The organism is Acinetobacter calcoaceticus (genome assembly GCF_051947995.1).
Taxonomy (GTDB): domain Bacteria; phylum Pseudomonadota; class Gammaproteobacteria; order Pseudomonadales; family Moraxellaceae; genus Acinetobacter.
In genome coordinates this window covers 423503-438788 of the sequence record NZ_JBLVVH010000004.1, presented here as the reverse complement: position 1 = coordinate 438788, position 15286 = coordinate 423503, and the positions used below count along the sequence as shown (strand labels likewise).

Here is a 15286-nt window from a genome sequence, read left to right as displayed (position 1 = left end):
AACAAGAACGTCTAATTACTCAGCAGCAGCTTCAACTACTTCCACTAAAGTCCAAGCTTTAGTTTTAGAAATTGGGCGGCTTTCTTTGATGGTTACCAAGTCGCCTAATTTAGCAACATTGTTCTCATCATGAGCGTGTAATTTAGTTGAACGGCGGATTGATTTGCCGTACAACGGGTGTTGAACGCGGCGTTCAATAAGCACAACAATAGACTTGTCCATTTTGTCGCTTACGACTTTGCCGGTTAACGTGCGGACTGTTTTTTCACTCATTGTCCGTTCCCCTGTTTTTCGGTAAGGAGTGTCTTGATACGAGCAATTGTCTTACGAGCAATTTGCACTTCATGCGATTTGCCTAGCTGACCAGTTGCTTTCGCCATACGAAGACGGAATTGGTTAAGCTGTTGCTCATCAAGCAAAGCTTTCAACTCTTCTACCGACTTTTCACGTAGATCTTTAGTTTTCATTACATCACCGTCCGAGTCACGATAGTGGTTTTAAACGGGAGTTTCGCAGCAGCTAAAGTAAAAGCTTCACGCGCTAACTCATCGCTAACACCTTCAATTTCGTACAGGATCTTACCTGGCTGGATCTGACAAACCCAGTATTCCACGCTACCTTTACCTTTACCCATACGAACTTCTAATGGTTTTTCGGTAATTGGTTTGTCTGGGAATACGCGGATGAAGATTTTACCACCACGTTTGATACGACGGCTAATGGTACGACGTGCAGCTTCAATCTGACGCGCAGTCATACGACCACGTTCAGTTGCTTTAATTGCAATCGAACCAAATGATACTGTACTACCACGATGCGCTAGACCAGTGTTACGGCCTTTGTGCACTTTACGGAATTTGGTACGTTTAGGTTGCAACATGGATTATTCTCCCTTGTCAGCAGCACGGTCACCGCGACGACCACGACGCTCTTGACCTTCACCACGACCACGACCGCGTTTAGCTGGACGCTCTTCAGCAGGAGCAGGGTTCATGACTTGTTTCATGCCACCTAAGATCTCACCACGGAAAATCCAAACTTTAACACCGATCGTACCGTATGTTGTTTCTGCGCGCATAGTTGCATAGTCGATGTCGGCACGAAGAGTATGCAAAGGTACACGACCTTCACGATACCACTCAGTACGAGCGATCTCTGCACCACCTAAACGGCCAGAAACTTCAACTTTGATACCTTTAGCGCCAGCACGCATTGTGTTTTGAACCGCACGCTTCATAGCACGACGGAACATAACACGCTTTTCTAATTGAGAAGCAATTGCTTCAGCAACTAGACGTGCGTCCAAGTCAGGGCGATCAATTTCATTGATGCTAACTTGAGCCGGAACACCCATGATGTTGGTGAGTTCGCGCTGTAATTTCTCAATATCTTCGCCTTTTTTACCGATAACGATACCAGGACGAGCAGTGCTAATAGTAACTTTAGCAGCGCCTGTAGGACGTTCGATAAGAATATTGCTGATCATCGCGTTTTTAAGTTTTTTGACTAAAAACTCACGAACTTGAAGATCTTTAAGCAAGTATTCAGCGTATTGTTTCGGATTCGCATACCAGTTAGCGTTATGGCGTTTCACAACACCTAGGCGGATACCGATTGGATGAACCTTCTGACCCATATCAAACCCCTACCTTAACGGTGATGTGACAAGTACGCTTAGTAATACGATCTGCACGGCCTTTAGCACGTGGCATGATACGTTTAAGGCTCATGCCTTCATCAACGTAAATCGTAGTTACTTTAAGGTCATCAACATCTAAGCTGTTGTTGTGTTCAGCATTCGCGATTGCAGATTCAAGTGCTTTTTTAACGAGCACAGCTGCTTTCTTGTTGCTGAAGTTTAAAATGTCTATCGCACGTGCAACCGACTTACCACGGATCAAATCAGCAACTAAACGTGCTTTTTGTGCCGAGATAGCGGCACCGCGTAATTTAGCAGTTACTTCCATCATAGCACCTATTAACGTTTAGACTTCTTATCAACACCGTGACCACGATAGGTACGAGTTGGCGCGAATTCACCCAATTTATGACCAACCATGTGTTCAGTAACAATTACTGGAACGTGGTTACGGCCATTGTGAACAGAAATTGTTAAACCAACAAAGTCTGGAAGGATCATTGAACGACGTGACCAAGTTTTGATCGGCTTACGGTTGTTAGCAGCTACAGCAGCTTCAACCTTAGCGAACAAATGTGCGTCGACGAATGGACCTTTTTTTAATGAACGAGGCATTATTCAGATTCCCTTACTTGACGCGACGGTCGCGAATAATCATCTTAGTCGTACGCTTGTTGGTACGTGTCTTGTACCCTTTAGCTTTTTGACCCCATGGGCTTACAGGTTGAATACCTTTACTACGCCCTTCACCACCACCGTGCGGGTGATCTACTGGGTTCATCGCCATACCACGAACGGTAGGACGAATACCACGCCAGCGCGCAGCACCAGCTTTACCCAATGAACGAAGGTTGCTTTCTTGGTTAGAAACTTCACCAATTACAGCGCGACATTCAACATGGACTTTACGCATTTCACCAGAACGTAAACGAACGATAGCGTAAGAACCATCACGACCCAATAACTGAACTGAAGTACCAGCAGAACGTGCTAATTGAGCACCTTTACCGATTTTAAGTTCAAGGTTATGAAGGGTAGAACCGATTGGCATGTTACGAAGTGGTAAGCAGTTACCTGGACGAATTGGAGCATCGTTACCAGATTGAACTTTATCACCAGCACGTAAGCCTTTAGGCGCAATGATGTAACGACGTTCACCGTCAGCATATTTCAATAAAGCAATATGGGCTGTACGGTTAGGATCGTATTCGATGCGCTCTACAGTCGCTGGAATACCATCTTTGTTACGTTTAAAGTCAACAATACGGTAGTTTTGCTTATGACCACCACCCACGTGACGTGTAGTGATGTGACCATTGTTATTACGACCACCAGTACGTTTTTTAGCTTCTACCAACGGTGCATAAGGCGCGCCTTTGTGAAGGTGGTCATGAACCACTTTCTCTACAAAGCGACGTCCTGGAGACGTTGGCTTACATTTTTGAATTGGCATAATTCTCGTCCTTATTCCGCTGCGTTTTCAGCGGTATCGCCCAAGTCAGCCATTTCTACATCTTGGCCGGCTTTCAGGGTGACGTATGCTTTTTTCACATCAGAACGACGTCCTAATGTTTTACCAAAGCGTTTTGTTTTACCTTTAGTGATCGTTGTATTGATTTTTACAACTTCAACACCGAAGAGTTGCTCAACTGCTTTCTTGATTTCAAGTTTGTTTGCATTTAATGCAACTTTGAACACTTGAACACCAGCAGTATCACCTAAAACTTGTGCTTTTTCTGAGAATACTGGTCCTAATAGGACTTGATAGATACGTTCGTTGTTCATCCGAGTTCTACCTCAATTTTCTTAGCAGCAGCTACAGACATTACAACTTTATCAAATGCGATCAAGCTAACAGGATCAATAGCAGTAGCATCAACCACATCAACGTGTGGAAGGTTGCGAGCTGCGAGATACAAGTTCTCATCTACAGCATCTGTAATGATCAATGCGCGAGTTGCATTCAAGTCAGTAAGCTTTGCAAGCAATTCTTTAGTTTTTGGAGCTGCAACAGCAAACTCTTCAACTAATACAAGACGATCTTGGCGAACAAGTTCAGCTAAGATACATTGCATTGCACCGCGGTACATCTTACGGTTTACTTTTTGAGACCAATCTTGTGGACGAGCAGCAAAAGTTTTACCACCACCAACCCAGATCGGGCTACGAATAGAACCCGCACGAGCGCGACCAGTACCTTTTTGACGGAATGGCTTTTTACCACCGCCAGAAACATCTGCACGTGATTTGTGAGCACGAGTACCTTGACGACCACCAGCTAAGTAAGCTGTAACAACTTGGTGTACAAGAGCTTCGTTAAATTCACGTCCGAAAGCAACTTCAGACAATTCAACAGCAGAGCCGGAAACAGTTTTTAAATTCACAGTATTTCCCCTCAGGCCTTGATGGTAGGACGTACGATAACGTCACCGCCAGTTGAACCAGGAATAGCACCCTTAACAACTAAAACAGAACGTTCAGCGTCAATAGATACGATTTCAAGACCTTGAACTGTTACGCGTTCGTCACCTAAGTGACCAGCCATTTTCTTGCCTTTGAACACGCGACCAGGAGTCTGGTTTTGACCTGTAGAACCTAATACACGGTGAGATACAGAGTTACCATGAGTAGCATCTTGCGTACGGAAATTCCAACGCTTAACACCACCTTGGAAACCTTTACCTTTTGATTGACCAGTTACGTCAACAATTTGACCAACTGTGAACAAATCAACACCGATAGAAGCACCAACTTCACGGCCTTCAAGCTCAGCTTCAGTAACACGGAACTCTTTAACCAAACGACCAGCAGCAACACCCGCTTTCGCGAAGTGACCTTTCTGAGCGTTAGTTACGCGCGATTCGCGACGTTCACCAGTAGTTACTTGAATTGCTTGATAACCATCAGTTTCAAGTGTTTTGATTTGCGTAATGCGGTTTGGATCGACTTCGATAACTGTAACAGGTACAGATACACCAGCATCTGTAAAGACGCGAGTCATACCACATTTGCGACCGACTAAACCAATAGCCATGTGCATAAACCTCTAATAAAGCGGCCTAATTAACTTAAAAGTTAATCAACCGAAAGCCTTAACCCAAAGCGATCTGAACATCAACACCAGCAGCAAGATCTAACTTCATCAATGCATCAACAGTTTTATCTGTTGGTTGAACGATGTCGATCAAACGTTTATAAGTGCGGATTTCGTACTGATCACGAGCGTCTTTGTTGACGTGTGGTGAAGTAAGAACGTTGAAGCGTTCGATGCGAGTAGGCATCGGAATTGGACCACACACTTGTGCGCCAGTACGCTTAGCGGTTTCTACGATCTCTTGAGCAGATTGATCAATCAGACGATGATCAAAAGACTTCAAACGGATACGAATTCTCTGGTTAGACATACCAGTAAACTCCAAGCCAAATATATAAAGAATCACCCATGACGCACCTCACCATTTGGTAAGTGTCAAGGGCAGTGAAAATCACTATGGTCGTGATCGATGCCACGACTGTAATGCGTTGACTACTTTATTCGTAGTAAACGCCCTCCATTTGAGGGTCGCCCATTATAACGATTGTTTAAGTCTTATGCAATTCTTCTTTTCATTTTTTAGGCATTTTGTCAGCTCAGGCACTCACCACATAATCAATCGCCTGATTCAGCAACAGATTTCCCTGCTCAAATTTACTTTTCAAGGTTTTTTTTAATTCAGCTATAGGTTGCACATAGGTGCCATTAAAAATTGCCATTTCCTCCTCTCCTTCAATCAACAGCGCCAAGGCATGAGGTGTCATTTCTGGATGAAACTGAAAACCCAGTACATTACGGCCAATTTGATACATCTGATTCAAGCAAACCTTGTTCTCGGCCAAACGCACGGCCCCCTTAGGGATTTCAAACGTTTCGCTATGCCACTGCAAAACATTCAACTGTTCAGGAATTTGAAAATAATCCTCAGGCACGTAAGCAGCTCGCCCGACATCCATCCAGCCCAACTCCTGATTTGGGTTGCGACTCACCGCTGCACCTAAAGCATTGGCAATCAGTTGCCCGCCCAGACACAACCCAATCGCAGGTTTTCCAGCCGCCAGATAACGTCTTAGCCATCTTTTTTCTAATTTTAACCACGGATAATTCGCTTCATCATTTACGCTCATGGTGCCTCCCATGATAATCAATAGATCCACTTCATCTACGCGTGGCAAAGCTTCCAGTTCCAAGGGCAAATCTACAGGTAAGGCAAAAAATTCGGTTGCGGTAATTTTTGCGTGATGTGCTTTTAAAAAGTCGTAGCAACTGCCAAAACCTTCGCCAGCGATGTGCTGAAAATAATGCACTCTTAAATGCGACTTCATGCGCGAAAACCTATTATCGTTAGAATGATGTTTAGTCTTAGCAAAAATAAAGCCAGTTTTTATTGGTCACCCGAATCTGTACCGATTCTGTACAAAAGCAGCGAAGTACTAGCAGCTTTCATGATTTTCTCTTAACCTGAGATGCATTATATCGATTTGATTTTGCCCTATGACATCTCACAATAAAGCACAAACTGATCTCATCCATGCACCACGCCAAGCCCCTCAATACATAGAAAGCATCCAGCCTCCCCTATTTCGTGCATCCACGATTATTTTTAAAAGCACAGCGCACCTTTTTGATCGCCACTGGACCGATGCCTATGACTATAGTTATGGTACACACGGTACCCCAACCACTTTTACCTTAGGCGACAATATTGCAAGAATAGAAGGCGGCAATTATTGCCTGCTTGCACCCAGCGGCTTATCTGCCATCAATCTGGTGAACAGTACATTTCTCAGCACAGGGGATGAGGTGTGGGTTGCCGACAATATTTATGGCCCCAACCTTGAACATTTGAATCATCTGCAAGACCGTTATGGCATCAGCATTAAAATTTATAATCCGGTTGATGCCGCCAGCTTTCAACCGACTGAAAAAGCCAAACTGATCTGGCTGGAAGCTGCAGGCTCGGTCACGCTAGAATTTCCCGATCTTAAAAATCTGGTCAAGAAAGCACAACAGGCCAATGTACTGACTGCATTAGACAATACCTGGGGCGCAGGACTGGCGTTTAATGCCTTCGATTTCTCTGACGAACATTTGGCAGTCGACATCACCGTGCATGCACTGACCAAATATCCAAGCGGCGGCGGCGACATTCTGATGGGTTCAGTGGTGACCCGTGATCAACAGTTACACCACAAGCTGTATCGCATGCATGCCATTCAAGGGATCTCTGTCTCAGGCGATGATACGGCCCAGATTCAACGTAGTCTGGCACACATGTCGCTCCGCTATGAACAGCAAGCACAAAGCGCCCTTGTCTTATTGGAATGGCTCAAGCAACAGCCTCAATTTAGTCAGGTTTTACACCCGAGTTCACCAGATTCAGCAGGTTACGCGTTCTGGTCAGAAACGTGTACTACAGGCAAAAGCGCAGGTCTGGTCAGTGTCATTTTTAAAGCCAGCTATGACTTGACCGCAGTGCGCCAATTCTGTGATAACTTAAAATTATTTAAACTTGGATTTAGCTGGGGTGGCCCTGTCAGCCTGGCCATGCTCTACGACTTAAAGCAGATGCGTTCGCTGGAAAATACACATTTACAACAAGGTTTATTGGTACGCTTCTGTATAGGACTAGAACATCCAGAAGATTTAATCCAAGATATTCAAAACGCATTAAAACAGCTCGATTGAGATCAAAACAACAGGTGAAGAATGAGTACACCAATCGTTATTGCTAAAAAAACCACTGATACAACACAAGATATAGTTTTGCATTCTAAATTCGCAAACCGACATGGTTTGATTGCCGGTGCAACAGGGACAGGGAAAACCGTTACTTTAAAAGTACTGGCAGAAAGCTTCTCCCGACTGGGTGTACCCGTTTTCCTCGCCGATGCCAAAGGCGATGTTTCCAGCCTTGCCAAGGCTGGCGAGAGTAATCCTAAATTTGATGAACGACTGAAAACCTTACAACTTGATCCCATCCCATTTGCCGCTTCACCTGTAGTTTTCTGGGATTTATTTGCTCAGCAAGGCCACCCGATCCGTACCACCATTTCAGAAATCGGCCCCTTACTTCTAGCACAAATGCTCAATCTGAATGACACCCAGGAAGGTGTCCTTTCAGCCGTGTTTCGTGTTGCAGATGACCAAGGCCTGCTCCTGATTGATTTTAAAGACCTGAAAGCCATGCTGACCTACGTCAGTGAAAATGCAGCCGAACTAAAAGCTGAATATGGCAATCTCTCTCCTGCCAGCCTCGGTGCCATTCAACGCAATTTACTGGCCTTAGGCGATCAAGGTGGAGAACAGTTCTTTGGCGAACCCAGTCTGAATATCCTCGACTTCATTCAGACGGATACCAATGGTCATGGCTACATCAATATTTTAGCGGCCGACAAGCTAATGAACACGCCAAAACTGTACGCCACCTTCTTACTGTGGATGATGTCAGAGCTATTCGAACAACTACCAGAAGTCGGCGATATGGACAAACCCAAACTGGTATTCTTCTTTGATGAAGCTCACCTGCTCTTTGACAATGCCAGCCCAGCTTTGCAACAGAAGATTGAACAAGTGGTGCGTCTGATCCGTTCTAAAGGGGTCGGGATTTACTTTATTACCCAGAACCCACTGGATCTACCGGAAAGCGTTTTAGGACAACTCGGCAATCGTATACAACATGCTTTACGTGCTTTTACCCCTAAAGACCAGAAAGCCGTTAAAACTGCCGCAGATACCTTCCGCGCCAATCCAGAATTTAAAGTGGATCAAGCCATTACCGAACTCGCAGTTGGTGAAGCATTGATTAGCTGTCTGGATGAACAAGGCACACCGCAAATCGTAGAGCGCGGCTGGGTGATGCCCCCTTACTCTTCCTTTACTCCAATTAGTCCCGAAGAACGTCAAGTGATCATTTCACAAAGCATCGTCGCGGGTGTTTATGATCAAGCGGTAGATCGTGATAGCGCCTATGAAATGCTGCAAAAGAAAGTATTGCAGCAATCCCAGCAAAAAGAGGCTGACGAACTGGCAAAACAACAAAGTAAAGAGCAGGAAGCGCTCGCCAAGCAACAAGCCAAAGAGCAAGAGCGTTTTGCCCGTGAACAGCAAAAAGCTGCTGAAAAAGCACAACGTGACCGTGAAAAACTGACACAGGATATCGTGGGAACATTTGCCAAAAGTGCCGCGCGTAGTCTAGGCGGTAGTACTGGACAGAAAATTGTGCGTGGTCTACTCGGCTCTCTCTTCGGCAAAAAATAAAACAATACTCAATTGAAAATTAAGGGATAATTTATTATCCCTTAATTTTTTTATGGCTTTTATTTAATTTAGCATTGCAAATCTAATTTTAAAGGTATATTTTAAATACATCTTATAAATGATAGCCAAGAGAGATCTCCTATGACTCCGCAGCAAATTGACCTTGTTAAAGCAACAGTTCCCGTTCTCCGTGAAAATGGCGTAGCGCTGACTGGATACTTTTATAACCGCATGTTGGGTAACAACCCTGATTTAAAAGAAACCTTTAACATGGGACATCAACGCAGCGGTGCTCAGGCACAGGCGCTTGCGGGGGCAGTTTTGGCTTATGCAGAGAACATTGAAGATCCTTCCGTGCTTTTACCTGTGATTGAACTGATTGCGCATAAACATGTCAGTCTAAACATCCAGTCACCAGATTACGGCATTGTGGGTGAAAACCTGCTGCATTCGATTAGTGAAGTACTGGATATTTCCATGGAAGATCCGCTAATTGGTGCATGGGCTGCGGCTTATGGTCAACTGGCCGATTTATTTATCAGCACTGAGAAAGCAATTTATGAGCAGCATCAACAAACCAAAGGTAGCTGGTTGGGCTGGCGCAATTTCAAAATCGCCAAAAAAGTTGTAGAAAGTGACGAAATCACCTCGTTCTATCTTGTACCTGTGGATGGGGGCGAATTACCCAAATATGAAGCAGGCCAATACATTTCGGTTCGCGTATTTGTGCCTGAGCTCAATCTAAGACAACCACGTCAGTACACTCTATCAACCAGCCCACAGGCAGATTACCTGCGTATCTCGGTGAAACGTGAGGATGAAAAAGGCGAACTTGCTGGTGGCTGGGTCTCAAGCACCTTACATGGTTTAGCGGAAGGCTCGGAAATTGAAGTATCTGCACCTACAGGAAACTTCTATTTAATTGATAGCAATAAACGCAATGTCTTTATCAGTGGGGGTGTCGGCTTAACTCCAATGATTGCCATGCTGAATCAACTGGTGACTTTAGATATGCCACAACCGGTGAGCTTTATTCATGCCTGCCGCAGCAGCCAGGTGCATGCCATGAAGCAGCATATTCAGGAACTGAAAAGCAAGTATCCACGCTTGAGTACATTCACTGCTTATGAGTTCCCGCATGAATCTGATGTGCTCGGTGCAGATTATGAGGTCGCTGGCCGTCTGGATCTAAGTACAATCGATGCTGCACTACTGCCAGTGAATGCCGATTACTATTTATGTGGGCCAATGCCATTTATGGCAGCGCAACATCAGGCGCTTGTAGCACGTGGTATTCCAGCTGAAAATATTCACAGCGAAGCCTTTGGTACTGGTGGTGTTAAACTCAGCTAATTTGCATCGCATTTTGTATAAGGCTAGCCTGTGATAGACTAGCCTTTTCCATTTATTGCGGCAGATTGAGTCAAACCCCATGCAACTCAATAAGTTTACAGATTATGCACTCAGAATCCTGATGTATGTCGCTCGTCCGAGTGATGTACCCTATACGATTGCAGATATCGCACAAGACTTGCATGTGTCGCAAAATCACCTGGTGAAGGTGGTTCACTTTATGGGCAAGCAGCAATGGATTGTCACCATTCGCGGCAAAGGGGGTGGTCTTCACCTAAACCCTGAAGCCAAAAGCCTGAAATTGGGCGAAATTGTCCGAACCCTGCAAGGCAACCAGCAAATTGTTGAATGCAATACCCCGCCTTGCGTATTACGTTCCCATTGCGGCCTGAAGGGTATTTTAGATCAGGCACTGGAAAGCTTTTATCAAAGCCTGAACCAATATACGCTCGGTGAAGTGGTTCAGCACGGTATTGTTCCTTCTTCAATCCATTCAGAGATCAACTTTTTAGAGTTGTCGCAGAAAGCCTAACAAGCGCTTCAACATCAAGATTCGCACGAAGCCGTCACATCCTTTATAATGGTCGTTGCTATTTCAATTCAAAAGTAAGCTTCTATGCGTCGCAGTGAAAAATCCAAAGACACCAAAGCCAGACTCGCTCCGAAACAAAAAATCAGTTATGAGAAAAAAGCTGACCCTGCAGTGACTGAATACGCAGTACAGTCTCTGACGTGGTTACGCCAAGCTGAATTTTTGATGAGTGCGCCAAAACTGTCTTTGTGCGTAGAAGATACAGGCTATGAAATTGCATTTGCTGGCCGTTCTAATGCCGGCAAGTCCAGTGCGATCAACACTTTAACCAATCAAAAGCAACTGGCGCGTGCTTCTAAAAAACCTGGTCGTACTCAAATGATCAACTTTTTCAGCTTGGGTAATCCTGATCAGCGTCTGGTCGATTTACCCGGTTATGGGTATGCTGCGGTTCCGGAAGCCATGAAAATCGTCTGGCAGAAAGAGCTGGAAAACTATCTGATCCACCGTAAGAGCTTACAAGGTCTAGTGCTATTAATGGATATTCGCCATCCCTTACAACACTTTGACCTGATGATGCTGGAATGGGCGCATTCACGCCATTTATTCGTGCATATCCTGCTGACTAAAGCCGACAAGCTGAACCGCGGCCCTGCCAATAAAGTGCTGTTAGAAGTTAAACAGCAATTGAAAAAGATGAAACTTGATTTCTCGATCCAGTTGTTCTCCTCCTTGAACCGGATCGGCCTAGAAGAACTGGCCAGTGTCATGGCGGGACGTTTGAATTTCACCCTCGATCAACCTGTTGAATTTGACCTTGATCAGATTCCTGAAGCCTCGGAAACAGACGTAGAACAATAAAACATGCATTTTATGCAACTTGATGCATTAAATAATTTTTAATTGTCCCGAATTGCTAATCACAAACACTAGGCAGTTTTCATATACTGCTTAGTGTTGGTTCATTGCACTATCGATTAGGACTAAACAACAATGAGATTACTATCATTTGTGAAGAACAAACTTGGTTCTTCGATTGACTATAAAATCCTCCCGCGCAAAGTCAAATTTGATTGGGAAAATACACCTGTAGATTGGATTCCAAACCAGCCATTTGCCAGCTATTTTATTAATGAAATTAACAACATTTTACCTGCTGGTGAGTTTTGGTTTTGCCGTTTATATAACAAAGTCCTGCCTGAAATTACCGATGAAAAACTAAAACAGGATGTGCAGGCGTTTATTCGTCAAGAAGCCATGCATGCTGTGGCCCACACCTCTGCCAACAAGGAATATCTCAGCCAGCGCAATATCGATATTCAGCGTAATCTCGACATTATGGACTTCTTATTTACCAAAGCTTTGGCAGATAAACCTTTCGGCAAAGAAATCCCGAAAGCGCTGGATCACCAATGGGATCTATTCCGTCTCGGTGTGATTGCCACCGTTGAGCACATGACCTGTGTATTAGGTAAATATGCGCTGTACAACAAACGCTGGGAAGAACTAGGTGCCGATCCTGAAATGCTTGACCTGATCAAATGGCATGGGTCGGAAGAAATTGAACACCGTACCGTTGCCTTTGATCTTTACCGTCATTTAGGTGGGGGCTATCTCGCACGTTACTACCTGAGTGTTGCAGTCATTGCGGGCGTTTTAGGACTCTGGGTCGACGGCGCAGCACATATCATGAGTCAGGATCCACGTTTCGCCGACAAGAAACCAAGTGTGTTCAAGCCATGGATCTGGATTGAATGGTCGAAGATTGCATTAAAAGATTCTAAAATTTTGCCGGGTCCAGCATGGTTAGTGGCACAGCAATTGGATTATTTAATGCCGTGGTACGACCCTGTTAAGGAAGGTAATACTCAAGATGCCGTGAATTACTTAAACAATTCACCAGCCGCAAAACGCGCTTTACAACAAGCCGCTTAAACCTTAACACCTAAAAAAGCAGGAATGATCTCCTGCTTTTTTTATGTTCCGATTCAGCTTAGCTTGTCTCAGCTTCTGCCTGTTTGGCATAACGATCCACCACGACACTGATCATCATGTCACCCTGTACATTCACTACGGTACGCACAGTATCAAGGACACGGTCAATCGGTAATAAGATGGCTATCGCTTCCGCAGGCAAACCGACCGATTGCAGCACCATAATCATGGTCACCATACCGGCACTTGGAATCCCCGGTGCGCCCAATGATGCAATCATGGCGGTTAAACAGACAATAATCTGTTGAGTCAGACTGAGATCCAGACCCATTAAATTGGCAATAAATAAAGCAGCAGCAGCTTCATACAGCGCCGTACCATCCATATTCAACTGCGTCCCAAGCGGGATGACAAAACCTGCCGTTTGTGGTCGAACCCCTAGGTTTTCTTGCGCACACTTCATGCTCAGAGGCATGGTGGCAGAACTGGAACTGGTGGCAAATGCGGTGACCAAGGCGGTTCTCGCCCCTCTGAAAAAGGTGATCGGATTCATGCGCCCAAAAATCCACAGTAAGGCAGGTAACACCACCACACCGTGGAAAATGGTGGTTCCCGTCACCACCGCCGCAAACTCGACCAAGCGGCTCAGTACCGACAGATCCTCGGTCGCAATCAACTTCGCCAAGAGTGCAAAAATACCAATTGGCGCCAGCTTCATTACCCAGCCGACCAGCATCATCATGATGTCAAAAAATTGCTGGCTGATATTGCGGACCAAAGTAAAACGTTCCCCGCCCTTGACCAAAGCCACACCCAGAAACAGGGCAAACACCACCACGGCCAGCACATTGCCTTCACTAAAGGCCTTAAATGGATTAATTAAGGTATTTTGAATAAAGGTGGTAAAGAAACTGGAGGGTGTTAAGGTATCGGGAGTTTGATGATTATCCATGGCAGCCTGAAACAGCTGGATATCCACGCCCTTACCTACATCAAATAAATGCGCACAACTGATTCCTAAAATCAAAGCTAAAGTCGTCGTGGTAAAACAGCTCAACGCGGTAATTTTCCAGACCCGACCGAATTGACCGCCCGCCTGCAAATTAGAAACACCCACCACAATCGAACTAAAGATCAGTGGAATCAGTAGCATTTTCAATAAGCCGATAAAAATGCTACTCAACACCCCAAGGCCATATAGACTGTAGTCAACAAATGCCGTTTGCGGATATGCAATCAGTAGAAAACCAAAGGCCACACCGAGCACGGCGGCAATTAAAATTTGTGTATTTAGATTCATTGGGAATGGATAAAATCTTTTAACTTAGCCGTACTATGGCATGCTCATGTTGAAGAATCGAGCAATTTTTTGTCACATCTTTATGATAAAAAAAGCCATCAGAATGATGGCCTTAATGTGGGTTTATTTTCTACTGGGTTTCGATTTCTCTGAGCCGAATCAAACCTTCCTGGACTGTACTACAGACCAGTTGACCATTTTGCCACATCCGCCCAAAGTTCAGACCACGCGAACTGGCACTCACGGTTGCTTCCATCTCATAGAGCATCCACTCGTCAGCCCGGAGCGGACGATGAAAATAAATGGTGTGATCAATACTGGCACATTGCAGATTTGGGGAAATCCAGGATAAACCATGCGGACGCAATGCCGTGGTCATCAGGGTAAAGTCGGAATAGAACGCGACGATGGCCTGATGTAAGGAAATTTCATCCAGATCTTGCGGAATCGTGCCATGAGTCCGGATGTAATGCGCATAAAACGGCGCCTCGGGCTGCGGCTGAAACGGATTGATCAACTGGGTTGGACGAATCTCGACATGGCGTTCACGCATAAAGCTGGCACGCACATTTTCAGGCACAAAATTAATCAGGCTTTCCTTCAGCTCATTTTCAGACTTTAAGCTCTCAGGCAACGGGTATTCTGGCTCTTTGTGCTGATAGTTCAGCCCCTCTTCGGGATTGGCAAAAGAAACCATCGCAGAAAAAATAATACGTCCATGCTGAATAGCCCGAACCTGCCGACTGGCAAAACTCTTGCCATCGCGAAGTGGATCAACTTCGTAGATAATCGGCGCATTCACATCGCCGCCGTACAGGAAATAGGCATGTAAAGAGTGTGCTGGACGATCTGTGGTATATGACGCTGCTCTCAAGGCTTGTCCAAGAACCTGTCCACCGAATACTCGTTTGCCAACCAGATTGCGGCTATTACCTCGGAAAATATGCTCTTCCAGCTTTTCCAGAGTCAACAGTTCAACCAGTTCTTGAGTTAACGCATTCATGTAATATTCTTCCAACATCAATGAGGAGAGATCAACCAATCCTTTCAGGGTTGATCATTGTGATTGTGCCACAAATTCAAATGACAATGGTCAGGATAAAATGATTCATCCGTCACGTTAATCGTATTTATAACTGCTAAAAATACGATTTTTAACGATAAAATCTACCAAATACGCTATATTTTGTCAGAAAATAACATACCGTTTTATGTCAGAATACCGCAGAATGT

19 protein-coding genes and 1 pseudogene are annotated in these 15286 nt (G+C 44.9%); 6 read left to right on the top strand and 14 right to left on the bottom strand.

Annotated features, from left to right (window positions below; genetic code table 11):
• Positions 1-15 precede the first annotated feature (15 nt).
• The 12 genes and pseudogenes from rpsQ to ACNQO6_RS10715 all read right to left on the bottom strand — a co-directional run bounded on the left by rpsQ (position 16) and on the right by ACNQO6_RS10715 (position 5998).
• Positions 16-273 (bottom strand): 30S ribosomal protein S17, encoded by a 258-nt coding sequence (gene rpsQ, locus ACNQO6_RS10770; RefSeq protein ID WP_004657679.1) that lies wholly within the window; start codon positions 271-273, stop codon positions 16-18.
• Positions 270-467 carry a 50S ribosomal protein L29 gene (gene rpmC / locus ACNQO6_RS10765; RefSeq protein ID WP_000849927.1) on the bottom strand — a complete coding sequence of 66 codons (198 nt, stop codon included), beginning with the start codon at positions 465-467 and terminating at the stop codon, positions 270-272. The genes rpsQ and rpmC overlap by 4 nt, the downstream gene beginning before the upstream one ends.
• Positions 467-880: a 50S ribosomal protein L16 gene (gene rplP, locus ACNQO6_RS10760; RefSeq protein WP_440208948.1), complete on the bottom strand. Its 414-nt coding sequence runs from the start codon at positions 878-880 to the stop codon at positions 467-469. Before rplP ends, rpmC begins: the two co-directional genes overlap by 1 nt.
• Positions 820-1636: pseudogene (gene rpsC, locus ACNQO6_RS10755) on the bottom strand (30S ribosomal protein S3). The gene rplP and the pseudogene rpsC overlap by 61 nt, the downstream one beginning before the upstream one ends.
• Before the next feature lies 1 nt (position 1637).
• Positions 1638-1967: a 50S ribosomal protein L22 gene (gene rplV / locus ACNQO6_RS10750; RefSeq protein WP_004657676.1), complete on the bottom strand. Its 330-nt coding sequence runs from the start codon at positions 1965-1967 to the stop codon at positions 1638-1640.
• Between the two features lie 11 nt (positions 1968-1978).
• Positions 1979-2254, bottom strand: coding sequence for a 30S ribosomal protein S19 (gene rpsS, locus ACNQO6_RS10745; protein WP_004775885.1), 276 nt, complete (start codon positions 2252-2254; stop codon positions 1979-1981).
• Positions 2255-2267: 13 nt separating this feature from the next.
• Positions 2268-3092 carry a 50S ribosomal protein L2 gene (rplB, locus tag ACNQO6_RS10740; RefSeq protein WP_004660349.1) on the bottom strand — a complete coding sequence of 275 codons (825 nt, stop codon included), beginning with the start codon at positions 3090-3092 and terminating at the stop codon, positions 2268-2270.
• Positions 3093-3103: 11 nt separating this feature from the next.
• Positions 3104-3424 carry a 50S ribosomal protein L23 gene (rplW, locus tag ACNQO6_RS10735; protein WP_004641070.1) on the bottom strand — a complete coding sequence of 107 codons (321 nt, stop codon included), beginning with the start codon at positions 3422-3424 and terminating at the stop codon, positions 3104-3106.
• The gene (rplD, locus tag ACNQO6_RS10730; protein WP_004641072.1) at positions 3421-4023 is read right to left on the bottom strand and encodes a 50S ribosomal protein L4; all 603 of its coding nucleotides are present in this window, start codon (positions 4021-4023) and stop codon (positions 3421-3423) included. The genes rplW and rplD overlap by 4 nt, the downstream gene beginning before the upstream one ends.
• Positions 4024-4034: 11 nt before the next feature.
• Positions 4035-4673, bottom strand: a complete 639-nt coding sequence (rplC, locus tag ACNQO6_RS10725; RefSeq protein WP_004657674.1) for a 50S ribosomal protein L3 — start codon at positions 4671-4673, stop codon at positions 4035-4037.
• A 58-nt stretch (positions 4674-4731) separates the two neighbouring features.
• Complete coding sequence (gene rpsJ, locus ACNQO6_RS10720) at positions 4732-5043, bottom strand: 30S ribosomal protein S10 (protein ID WP_000070912.1); 312 nt, start codon at positions 5041-5043, stop codon at positions 4732-4734.
• A gap of 226 nt (positions 5044-5269) precedes the next feature.
• A complete protein-coding gene (locus tag ACNQO6_RS10715) occupies positions 5270-5998 on the bottom strand; it encodes a type 1 glutamine amidotransferase (RefSeq protein ID WP_440208947.1) in 729 nt (242 codons plus the stop codon).
• Positions 5999-6167: 169 nt separating this feature from the next.
• Here ACNQO6_RS10715 and ACNQO6_RS10710 point away from each other — a divergent pair, with 169 nt between their 5' ends.
• From ACNQO6_RS10710 to ACNQO6_RS10685, 6 genes are all read left to right on the top strand, one after another.
• Entirely contained in the window at positions 6168-7361 is a 1194-nt protein-coding gene (locus ACNQO6_RS10710; RefSeq protein ID WP_440208946.1) for a PLP-dependent transferase, read from the top strand.
• A gap of 21 nt (positions 7362-7382) precedes the next feature.
• The gene (locus ACNQO6_RS10705; protein WP_440208945.1) at positions 7383-8933 is read left to right on the top strand and encodes a helicase HerA-like domain-containing protein; all 1551 of its coding nucleotides are present in this window, start codon (positions 7383-7385) and stop codon (positions 8931-8933) included.
• 141 nt (positions 8934-9074) lie between these two features.
• Positions 9075-10286: an NO-inducible flavohemoprotein gene (gene hmpA / locus ACNQO6_RS10700; RefSeq protein ID WP_440208944.1), complete on the top strand. Its 1212-nt coding sequence runs from the start codon at positions 9075-9077 to the stop codon at positions 10284-10286.
• A gap of 79 nt (positions 10287-10365) precedes the next feature.
• Positions 10366-10818 carry an RrF2 family transcriptional regulator gene (locus tag ACNQO6_RS10695; protein WP_440208943.1) on the top strand — a complete coding sequence of 151 codons (453 nt, stop codon included), beginning with the start codon at positions 10366-10368 and terminating at the stop codon, positions 10816-10818.
• Between the two features lie 84 nt (positions 10819-10902).
• Entirely contained in the window at positions 10903-11679 is a 777-nt protein-coding gene (gene yihA, locus ACNQO6_RS10690) for a ribosome biogenesis GTP-binding protein YihA/YsxC (RefSeq protein ID WP_440208942.1), read from the top strand.
• Between the two features lie 132 nt (positions 11680-11811).
• Positions 11812-12753, top strand: a complete 942-nt coding sequence (locus ACNQO6_RS10685; RefSeq protein WP_440208941.1) for a metal-dependent hydrolase — start codon at positions 11812-11814, stop codon at positions 12751-12753.
• A gap of 58 nt (positions 12754-12811) precedes the next feature.
• Here the strand turns inward: ACNQO6_RS10685 and ACNQO6_RS10680 are convergent, their stop codons facing one another.
• Both ACNQO6_RS10680 and ACNQO6_RS10675 read right to left on the bottom strand, forming a co-directional pair.
• Positions 12812-14053 (bottom strand): dicarboxylate/amino acid:cation symporter, encoded by a 1242-nt coding sequence (locus tag ACNQO6_RS10680; protein WP_440208940.1) that lies wholly within the window; start codon positions 14051-14053, stop codon positions 12812-12814.
• A gap of 130 nt (positions 14054-14183) precedes the next feature.
• A complete protein-coding gene (locus tag ACNQO6_RS10675) occupies positions 14184-15056 on the bottom strand; it encodes an acyl-CoA thioesterase (protein ID WP_005282967.1) in 873 nt (290 codons plus the stop codon).
• Positions 15057-15286: the final 230 nt, after the last annotated feature.

Bases quoted from the DNA above. Each gene is read 5' to 3' on its own strand.
- rpsQ (WP_004657679.1), bottom strand. From the start codon at position 273: ATGAGTGAAAAAACAGTCCGCACGTTAACCGGCAAAGTCGTAAGCGAC.
- rpmC (WP_000849927.1), bottom strand. From the start codon at position 467: ATGAAAACTAAAGATCTACGTGAAAAGTCGGTAGAAGAGTTGAAAGCT.
- rplP (WP_440208948.1), bottom strand. From the start codon at position 880: ATGTTGCAACCTAAACGTACCAAATTCCGTAAAGTGCACAAAGGCCGT.
- rplV (WP_004657676.1), bottom strand. From the start codon at position 1,967: ATGGAAGTAACTGCTAAATTACGCGGTGCCGCTATCTCGGCACAAAAA.
- rpsS (WP_004775885.1), bottom strand. From the start codon at position 2,254: ATGCCTCGTTCATTAAAAAAAGGTCCATTCGTCGACGCACATTTGTTC.
- rplB (WP_004660349.1), bottom strand. From the start codon at position 3,092: ATGCCAATTCAAAAATGTAAGCCAACGTCTCCAGGACGTCGCTTTGTA.
- rplW (WP_004641070.1), bottom strand. From the start codon at position 3,424: ATGAACAACGAACGTATCTATCAAGTCCTATTAGGACCAGTATTCTCA.
- rplC (WP_004657674.1), bottom strand. From the start codon at position 4,673: ATGGCTATTGGTTTAGTCGGTCGCAAATGTGGTATGACTCGCGTCTTT.
- rpsJ (WP_000070912.1), bottom strand. From the start codon at position 5,043: ATGTCTAACCAGAGAATTCGTATCCGTTTGAAGTCTTTTGATCATCGT.
- ACNQO6_RS10715 (WP_440208947.1), bottom strand. From the start codon at position 5,998: ATGAAGTCGCATTTAAGAGTGCATTATTTTCAGCACATCGCTGGCGAA.
- ACNQO6_RS10710 (WP_440208946.1), top strand. From the start codon at position 6,168: ATGACATCTCACAATAAAGCACAAACTGATCTCATCCATGCACCACGC.
- ACNQO6_RS10705 (WP_440208945.1), top strand. From the start codon at position 7,383: ATGAGTACACCAATCGTTATTGCTAAAAAAACCACTGATACAACACAA.
- hmpA (WP_440208944.1), top strand. From the start codon at position 9,075: ATGACTCCGCAGCAAATTGACCTTGTTAAAGCAACAGTTCCCGTTCTC.
- ACNQO6_RS10695 (WP_440208943.1), top strand. From the start codon at position 10,366: ATGCAACTCAATAAGTTTACAGATTATGCACTCAGAATCCTGATGTAT.
- yihA (WP_440208942.1), top strand. From the start codon at position 10,903: ATGCGTCGCAGTGAAAAATCCAAAGACACCAAAGCCAGACTCGCTCCG.
- ACNQO6_RS10685 (WP_440208941.1), top strand. From the start codon at position 11,812: ATGAGATTACTATCATTTGTGAAGAACAAACTTGGTTCTTCGATTGAC.
- ACNQO6_RS10680 (WP_440208940.1), bottom strand. From the start codon at position 14,053: ATGAATCTAAATACACAAATTTTAATTGCCGCCGTGCTCGGTGTGGCC.
- ACNQO6_RS10675 (WP_005282967.1), bottom strand. From the start codon at position 15,056: ATGAATGCGTTAACTCAAGAACTGGTTGAACTGTTGACTCTGGAAAAG.